Consider the following 8,422-nt stretch of genomic DNA (forward strand, 5'->3'; position numbering starts at 1 on the left):
CCTCGCGCAGCTTGCCGTTCTCGGCCTGGCTGTTGGCGAGGTTGTTGAGAGATCTGGCGAAGTGGGGGGTGTAGGCGGCTGGGTTGTCGCTCGGCCAGGGTCCGGTAGAGCTTGGTGGCTTCCCGGGCGGTCTTGAGAGCCTCGCGCTGCTGTCCGCTCTCGGCCTGACAACTGGCGAGGTTGTTGAGGGAACCGGCGAGGTCGGGGGTGTAGGCGGCTGGGTTGTGCTCGGCCAGGGTCCGGTAGAGATTGGTGGCTTCCCGGGCGGTTTCGAGGGCCTCATCGCGTCTCCCAGACGCAGCCAAGCATCTGCTGAGTGACAATTTCCGTGAAGCGTAGGTCGCTCGATCGATTTCAGGTGATTCATCTGTCGGACGGGTGATGTCGGCTGCGCGCTGAGCAAGCTCGCATTCCAAGAATGTCGTGAAGTATCCACCCTCGGATAGGGCCTGCTCTGCCTCATGAGCCTCGTCTGGCTCGATGTGGGAGCGCACAGCGCTGAAGAGTTTGGTGAAGCCTGCCGCGAGGTCCGGGCTCTGGGAATCGACGACCTGTGCGTGAACTGCCTGAGTGACCTCTACCAGTACATCGTTGAGAATCAGTCCTGCGCGCTCATTGAGGTGAGGATCTGTCGACACGCGTTCGAGGATGGTCCAGGTTCGTAGGGATGACGTTCCCACTCTGCTCGAGGACAAAAGCTCTCGGCGAAGAGGTTCTAGGTCGTCAGCCTCGGAGACAACAAGGTGCTCTCCGATGCGGTCCGGCTCAAGGTGTTCGCACCACAAGGCTGAGTGCCCGTTACTGTTCATGTGGGGTGGGTAGCAGTCTCGCAACCACTGGGCCAGGTCCTTGGTATTCTTGCCGAGACTGGCCGGTAGAAGTTGGAGAAGGCTGATGGCGTCCTCCTCATCCTGAATGTCGGTGAGTGTAGCGGCAGCCACTGCCTGGCGCGCCAGTTCCCGATTGAGAGATTGCATCTTCCTGGCCTGAGCATCGGTGGGAGTTGCAATACCGTCAGTCTGTTGATCTTGGTCGGTATTGACGGCGAGGCTTGACGGCCAGTGTTCGGCCCAGTAGCGCTCCTCATGACGAAGAACTTCCTCGAACAACTCACCCGGGGAGCAGCCATTCCGAGAATTCGGTAGGGGACGTGCGTTCAGGAAGGCGTCGACTGTAACGAGAAGGGGCTGGGAGTACATAGGGTTGTCGAGATGCGTGATGATATCGTTCGATGATGGCGATCCAGGTGGCTCGGTGAATGATTTGTAGGCTGCTTCAAATAGGTCGTCTCGTTCCTTTCCGGACAGTTCTTCGTTGTTGAGAACGATCGTTGAGGCTTCGTCAAGAAGACGATTGAGCCCTTCATTCTGGGATTCCTGTGGGCGAAGAGCGTCAAGCCACTTGTTGGAGCTTTGACGGGTGGCGGAGAGTGGTGCTGGCCGCCGGACCAGGAAGACGATCCGTACTCGTCGCCTCTTGGGATCCTCGGCTGCGCGGAGAGCAATGTTGATGACCTCCTTGACTGTATCCGGCCGTCCCTCGGCGTAGTCGATCACGAGCAACAGCGACGAAGCATCGTCGCTGGATGAAGCGTTGTCGGACTGTTTGATGTTCTGAAGGAATCCTGCCTGCCAGACCTCAGCACCTCGGTGATGAGTGTTTGGCGTGGTGAGGCGTCGGCAGAGTTCCACGCCGAGGCGGGTCTTTCCGGATCCGCCGTCCCCGCCCAGAACGTGGATCGCAAGTGGCTCCTTGCTTCGCGCCCACGTCTCCAAGCGGGTGAGTGCCTCTGCACGGTCGAGGAAGGGAACCGGGGTCGACTTAGCGCTCAGAAGTCGGACAATGCTCATGCCTTCTGGCACACTTTCATGTTGAGGCTGGGCGGGCTCCAGGATTAACCGCCTGCCTCTGGATTCCACCGTGAACGGAGGGAGAGCTGGTGGAAGCTGTTGCCGGCGCCTGGTAGTGCGCTGCTTGTGCTGCTTGTTTCGCCATTTTCTCCATACCTGGATGCGCGCCCAACCGATCTTCGCAAGAACTGCGGTGATGAGGACTCCGAGGACGAACGCGACGAAGGGATGATTCGCCCATAGGTCGTCCAGCGGGCCGAACCACCCTAGCCACGACTGGTCGGATGGTGCCGTGGATGAGGACATGGGCGAGGGGGACGGCTCTGTCACGGTGCGGACCTCGGGGAGGAGAGGAAGACTGCTGCGGGGCAGTCTACCGAGCAGCCACTCGGTTTCTCACGGAAGACTGGCACTGCGGAAGGTCTACGGTCGCTATGCGCAGGACGGTTGCGCAGGTCAATCGCGGCCGTCCCCCTCAGCCTCGATCTGGCTGGCGACGTCCTCGAGCTCCTGGCGAATGCGGGCCGCCTGCTCCGGCTGCCCGCACCAGTCGAGGATGGCCGCGCAGACGTCCAGGGAACGGGCGAGGTCGATGGTGAAGGATCCCGGGTCGTGGCGATCCAGCTCCCGCCGAATCTCGGTGGCCTCCCGGATCGTTGCCAGCGCCTCGGGCCGGTTGCCGGTCGGCGGCAGGTAGGTGGCGAGGCCATGCAGGGACTCGGCTAGATCCGGTAGGTAGTCTCCGTCCGTGCGGGCCAGGTACCGATAGATACTCACGACCTCCCGCGCCGCGGAGACCGCCTCATCGTCTCGTTTGAGGTCGTTCATGCTGACGGACAGGGTGCGCAGGGCCATCGCGAGCTCGGATGCGTACCTGGAGGGATCGTCGTCGGCCAGCGGGCGGTACAGGCCGATGGCCTCCTGCGCGGCGGCCAGGACCTCGTGTTGCCTCCCGGTCTCCCCGAGCTCGACGGCGAGGACACCCAAGGACTTCGCCAACCCGGGTGTGAAGACATCCGGGCTCATCCGGGCGAGATAGCGGTACACCTCGGTGGCCTCCCGAGTGGCGGTCAGAGCCTCCTCCGAGCGTCCGGCCGCGTTCAGACGGATGGCCAGGTTGCTCAAGGACTTGGCCAACCCCGGTGCGAAGGCGTCTGGCTCGCGGTGAACGAGCTTCCGGTCGACGTCCACGGCCTGGAACGCGGCGGCAATGGCCTCATCCCGGCGCCCGGCGGCCGACAGGTGAATGGCGAGGTTGTGCAGGGCCACGGCGAGGTTGTACAGGTCGGCCGTGGAATCGCTCTGCGCCAGCTTGCGACGCACCCGGACCACCTCCTGCACGACATTCGCCGCCTCATCGCGTTGTCCGACCGCATACAGGCGCGAGGAGAGGTTGACGAGAGAGCCGATAAGATCGGAGTAGTGAGCATCGGGGTCCTCGTCGGCCAGCCTGTGGAACAGGCCGACGGCCTCCTCGCTCATGGCCAGGGCGTCGTAGCTGCGCCCTTCGTGGGACAGACAGCTGGAGAGCGTGTCCAGGCAGCCCGCAAGACGGGAGGTGTAGGAGGCCGGATCCTCCCGGGTCAGCTCCCGGTAGAGGCTGGCGGCCTCCTGCGCGTTCGCCAGGGCCTCACCGCCCTGCCCGACGTCGATCAGACTGAGGGTGAGGGTCATCAGGGCCCAGCCGAACCAGGGACGGTAGGCGGCGGGATCCTTCTGCATCATCCGCCTGAGGATGTCGGTCCCCTCGCGGGCGGCATCCAGAGCCTCCTGCGGTTTCCCCGACTTCTGCAGAGCCCCGCTCAGGTCCAGTAGTTGAGAGGCGCGGTCCAACTGGGCGTCGTCGTCGGATACAGGGGGAGCGGAGCCGGACATGCCACCGGTCCTTCAGGGAGGGGATCGGGTGTGCTTATAAGTTTAGCGAGGCTCGTCGGCTCGGATGCGGGTGGTGCCTGCTAGCTCGGGGAGGGGGACGGCACGCGGGGGCCGTCGCAGCGGGCTGGCTCTGATCGGGAACGTACTTTTCCCGCGAGAACTGCGTTGTCCCGCAGATGATTGGGGTCGGGTTCCAGTCGTCTGCGGGAGAAGTACGTTTTGGACGGAGAACGCAGTTCCCGATCCGCCCGGCTTCGCGTTCCACACCTGCGCCCGCGCCGCCGGGCCGGCAGCGCCCCTCAGAAGCTCCCGCCGGAGGCCTCTATCTCCATCTGTAGGGTCACGTCCTTGATCTCCTGGCGGATGCGGGCGGCCTCGGCCTCCTTACCGCTCCACTGGAGTATCGAGGCGTAGGTGCCGAGGGTATCGGCGAGGCCCTGATTGAAGGTCTCCGGCCGTTTGCGAGCCAGGCTCCGGTAGAGGCTCGCGGCCTCCCGTGCGGTCTCCAGGGCCTCATTGCGATGACCGGCCTCCGCCAGGCGCTTGGCGAGCCGGTGCAGACACGGCGCCAGCGCCGGGGCGTGAGTCGCGGGATCCCGCCCGGCCAGCTCCCGGCGGATCGTCGCCGTCTCCCGGATCGCGGCCAGAGCGGCGGAGCGATGCCCGGTATCTCCCAGGCACTTGGCGACGTTGTGCAGGGAGGCCGCCAGGTCCGGTTTGTAGGCGGCCGGATCGATCTGCACCAGGCTGCGGTAGATGGTGACCGCCTCCTGGACGGCGGCCAGGGCCTCGTGCGTGCGCCCGGCCCGGTTGAGGTTCAGGGTGAGGATGTTGAGGGACCGCGCCAGGTCGGCAGTGTAGGAGGCTGGATTGGCCCGGACCAGACGCCGGTAGATGTCGATGGACTCCCGGGCCGCCGTGAAGGACTCGTGCAGCTGCCTGGCCGTGTACAGGCCGACGGCGAGGATGTACAGGGACCCGGCGAGATCCGGTGTGTAGGTGGTAGGGCTGCTCTGGACCAGGGTGCGGCGGATGCTGACCACCTCGCGGGCCGCCGCCAGGGCGCCGTCCAAACGGTCGGCGTCGCGCAGGCAGGCGGCATGCGCCTCGAGGGCGCCTGCCAGATCGGGCAGATGGGTGTCGGGGGCGCTGTGCGCCAGGGCCCTGCCGACACTGACCGCCTCCTGAGTCGCGGCGAGTGCTTCATGATGCCGCCCCACGTCGCTCAGTCTCCGAGCCAGGGTCCCCAAGGAGCCGATGACCTCGGGGGAGTAGATGGCGGGCGTGCGGCGGGCCAGCCCCCGGTAGAGCGCGGCGGCCTCCTCGGCCGCTTCCAGGGCCTCCTCGCGTCGCCCGACGGCGGCCCCGCAGGAGGCCAGGACATCCAGTGCCCTGGCGAGCTCACTGGTGCAGGAACCGGGCTCGTCCTTATCGAGGCGGCGGTAGAGGCTGACGGCCTCCAGGGCCTGGTCGAGGCCCTCATCGACATAGCCCACCGCGCGCAGGCGCGGCGCCAGACTGCTCAGGGCCGCGGCCAGCTCGGGGATCTGCTCGGCCGGATCGGACTGGGCCAGGCGCCGTCGCACACTGATGGCTTGCTGAGCGGTGACGAAGGTGCTGCTCTGCCGCCCGGACTCGCTCAGGCGGCAAGCGAGCGTGGTCAGGGCCTCAGCCAGTCCGGTGTTGTAGGCGGAGGGCTGATCCTCGTTCAGGCTCCGGTAGAGGTCGACCGACTCCTGGGCGGTGGCCAGGGCGTCGCGCAGCTCACCCGCCGCGCTCAGGTCGACGGCGAGGCGGCGCAGGGAGTCGGCCAGACCGGGAGCATGGGGGGTGTAGTCCTGCTGGGTCAGGCGCCGTCGGATCCGCACCGTTTCCCGCGAGACGGCGAGTCCCTCACGGGGCCGGCGGGCCTCGCTCAGGCGGACGGCCAGAACCGACAGGCCCTTGGCGAGGTCGGACAGGTAGAGATCCGGGTTGACCCGGGCCAGGTTCCGGAGGACTTCACTGGCCTCCCGCGCGGCGTCCAAGGCCTCGCCGCGGCGCCCCGAGGCAGCTAGACGCTCACTGAGCTTCAGCAGCCGGGCGGCGTGGCCGACTCCTTCAGGGCTGACATAGGGAGGGAGCGTCACGTCTGAAGGCCTCGTGATCGGGGAATCGCTGGTGAGTACACGTTAGTCGCTACGGGCGGGCGTCGCGATGGGGAATCATCACCGGTGACGCGCTCCGGTAGCCCCTCCTTTAGAATCGGTGGGAGGACCGATACCGGGGTCGCCGAGGAAGGGAGCCGGTGTGGGCGCACTATTCAGCCTGAACCACGTGGGGGCCCAGGTCGTCGCGATGACGGCGACCTTCATCCTGTGCCTGACCCTGGGCGCCGAGCGCCATGTGCGCCACAAAGACGCCGGTGTCAAGACGCACGTCCTGGTGGGACTGGGCTCGTGCTTGTTCACCCTCGTGTCCGCCTACGGGTTCGCCCCGGTCACCGGCGCCGACGTCTCCGTGGACCCCAGCCGTGTGGCCGCGCAGATCGTCTCCGGTATCGGCTTCCTGGGCGCCGGAGTCATCTTCGTCAACAACGACACCGTCCGCGGCCTGACCACCGCCGCCACCGTCTGGCTCAGTGCCGCCATCGGCATGGCCTGCGGGGCGGGCATGATTCCACTGGCGGCCACCGCCGTCGCGCTCGACTACGTCGTCGTGCTGCTGCTGGGGCCCCTTACCTCGCGCCTGCAGCGCCGCCGCGGCGAGGTGACCGTGCGCATCGACTACCAGGTCGGCCGCGCCATCATGCCCGAGATCCTCCAGGCCGCCACGGCCTCCGGCTTCACCGCCACTCTGGAGGAGACCGAGATGACCCGCGGCGAGCACGGGCGCATCATGAACGCCGTCATGCGCTTCCACGGCAAGCGGCCCACCGCCCACCTCATCGAGGCCCTCTCGGGGCTCGACGGCGTTGACGGCGTCGAGTGCCTCGAGGGCGGTCGGCTCGACTGACCCCGGCCGGGCCCCGGCTCCTCCTTACTCCAGGGCCCGGATGATGTCCTCGACGGTGTCCTTGGCATCGCCGAAGAGCATCGAGGTGTTCTCCCGGAAGAACAACGGGTTGTCCACCCCGGCGTAGCCGGTGGCCATGGACCGCTTGAAGACGATGACCCGACTCGCCTCCCACACGTGCAGCACCGGCATGCCCGCGATCGGCGAGCCCGGCTCCTGGGCGGCCGGGTTGACGGTGTCGTTCGCGCCGATGATGAGGACGACGTCGACGTCGTCGAAAGAGTCGTTGACCTCGTCCATCTCCAGGACGATGTCGTAGGGGACCTTCGCCTCGGCCAGCAGCACGTTCATGTGCCCGGGCAGGCGGCCCGCCACTGGATGGATGCCGAAGGTGACCTCCACTCCCTCCGAGCGCAGCATCTCGGTGAGGGTGGCCACCGGGTACTGGGCCTGGGCGACCGCCATCCCGTAGCCGGGGGTGATGACCACTCGCCGGGCGGACTGCAGCAGGTGAGCCACCTGGCCAGCGCTGGTCTCGTCCACCGATCCCTCCTGCCCGGACCCGCCCGAGGCCGCAGAGGTGGAGTCGGTTCCATAGCCGCCCAGCAGCACCGAGGCGAAGGAGCGGTTCATGGCCTGGCACATGAGGTAGGACAGGTACGCCCCCGAGGAGCCCACCAGCGCTCCGGTGATGATGAGCAGGTCGTTGTCCACCATGAAACCGGTGAAGGCCGATGCCCAACCCGAGTAGGAGTTCATGATCGAGACGACCACCGGCATGTCGCCGCCGCCGATCGCCAACACCAGGTGAGCTCCCAGCACCAGGGAGATGAGCGTCATCACCGCCAGAAAGGCCCAGCCTGTGCCCGAGCCGGCCGGTACGCTCATGAACCCCACCATGAGGAGCAGGGAGGCGACGAGGGCTGCCAGGTTGAGCAGGTTGCGGCCCGGCAGCGTCAGCGGGCGCCCCGGCACACGACCAGCCAGCTTGAGGGCCGCCAGGATCGAGCCGGTGAAGGTCACCCCGCCGACGAACACGCCCAGAAAGACCTCGCCCAGGTGAAAGGCCCCCAGCGAGGCGGACAGGGCGTCGGGGGAGACATAGGAGTTGTATCCCACCAGGACGGCCGCCAGCCCCACCAGGCCGTTGAGCACGGCGATGAGCTGAGGCATCCCGGTCATCGCCACGCGCCTGGCCACCACCAGCCCGATGACCGAGCCCAGGGCCAGGCCCATGGCGATGAGCAGCAGGGTGGGCAGCACACCCCGCGCGGGCTGGTCGCTCAAGGTCAGGCCGACGGCCGCGAGCACCGCCACCCCCATGCCGACGGCGCCCGCCACATTACCGGCCACCGCAGTCTCGTGGTGGGACAGGCCGGCCGCCGCCAGGATGAACAGGATCGCGGCCGCTATATAGGCCAGAACCACCGGCGAGGGCAGCGATGGCACGGCGGCGATCAGCGTGTCCGACGACGCAGTCGGCATCAGAGTCGGCATGTGAGTCATCATCTGCTCCCCACCTCAGTCCTTCGTGAACATGGCGAGCATGCGGTGGGTGACCGCGAAGCCGCCGACGATGTTGATCGTGGCCAGAACCACCGCCGCCAGGCTGATGGCGCTGATGACGGGATGGGGATGACCCACCTGCGAGATCGCCCCGACCAGGATGATCCCGGAGATCGCGTTGGTAACTGACATGAGCG

General features: G+C 66.8%; 6 protein-coding genes. 1 reads left to right on the plus strand and 5 read right to left on the minus strand.

All coding sequences use genetic code 11. From position 1 onward, the window contains the following. The 3 genes from HMPREF0975_RS16120 to HMPREF0975_RS06195 all read right to left on the minus strand — a co-directional run. Window positions 1-1,850 (minus strand): tetratricopeptide repeat protein (locus HMPREF0975_RS16120; protein ID WP_009233276.1); only part of this gene is annotated, 1,850 nt, incomplete at its 3' end. 456 nt (window positions 1,851-2,306) lie between these two features. Continuing rightward, window positions 2,307-3,725 (minus strand): tetratricopeptide repeat protein, encoded by a 1,419-nt coding sequence (locus tag HMPREF0975_RS06190; protein ID WP_009233277.1) that lies wholly within the window; start codon window positions 3,723-3,725, stop codon window positions 2,307-2,309. A gap of 299 nt (window positions 3,726-4,024) precedes the next feature. After that, window positions 4,025-5,854 (minus strand): tetratricopeptide repeat protein, encoded by a 1,830-nt coding sequence (locus tag HMPREF0975_RS06195; protein WP_009233278.1) that lies wholly within the window; start codon window positions 5,852-5,854, stop codon window positions 4,025-4,027. 160 nt (window positions 5,855-6,014) lie between these two features. Here HMPREF0975_RS06195 and HMPREF0975_RS06200 point away from each other — a divergent pair, with 160 nt between their 5' ends. Then, window positions 6,015-6,719: an MgtC/SapB family protein gene (locus HMPREF0975_RS06200; RefSeq protein WP_009233279.1), complete on the plus strand. Its 705-nt coding sequence runs from the start codon at window positions 6,015-6,017 to the stop codon at window positions 6,717-6,719. A gap of 24 nt (window positions 6,720-6,743) precedes the next feature. Here the strand turns inward: HMPREF0975_RS06200 and HMPREF0975_RS06205 are convergent, their stop codons facing one another. After that, entirely contained in the window at window positions 6,744-8,228 is a 1,485-nt protein-coding gene (locus tag HMPREF0975_RS06205; RefSeq protein WP_009233280.1) for an NAD(P)(+) transhydrogenase (Re/Si-specific) subunit beta, read from the minus strand. A 12-nt stretch (window positions 8,229-8,240) separates the two neighbouring features. Next, a partial coding sequence (locus HMPREF0975_RS14790) for a proton-translocating transhydrogenase family protein (protein WP_009233281.1) occupies window positions 8,241-8,422 on the minus strand: 182 nt, incomplete at its 5' end.

Origin of the sequence: Actinomyces sp. oral taxon 849 str. F0330 (assembly GCF_000239715.1) — a bacterium.
Taxonomy (GTDB): Bacteria; Actinomycetota; Actinomycetes; order Actinomycetales; family Actinomycetaceae; genus Actinomyces; species Actinomyces johnsonii.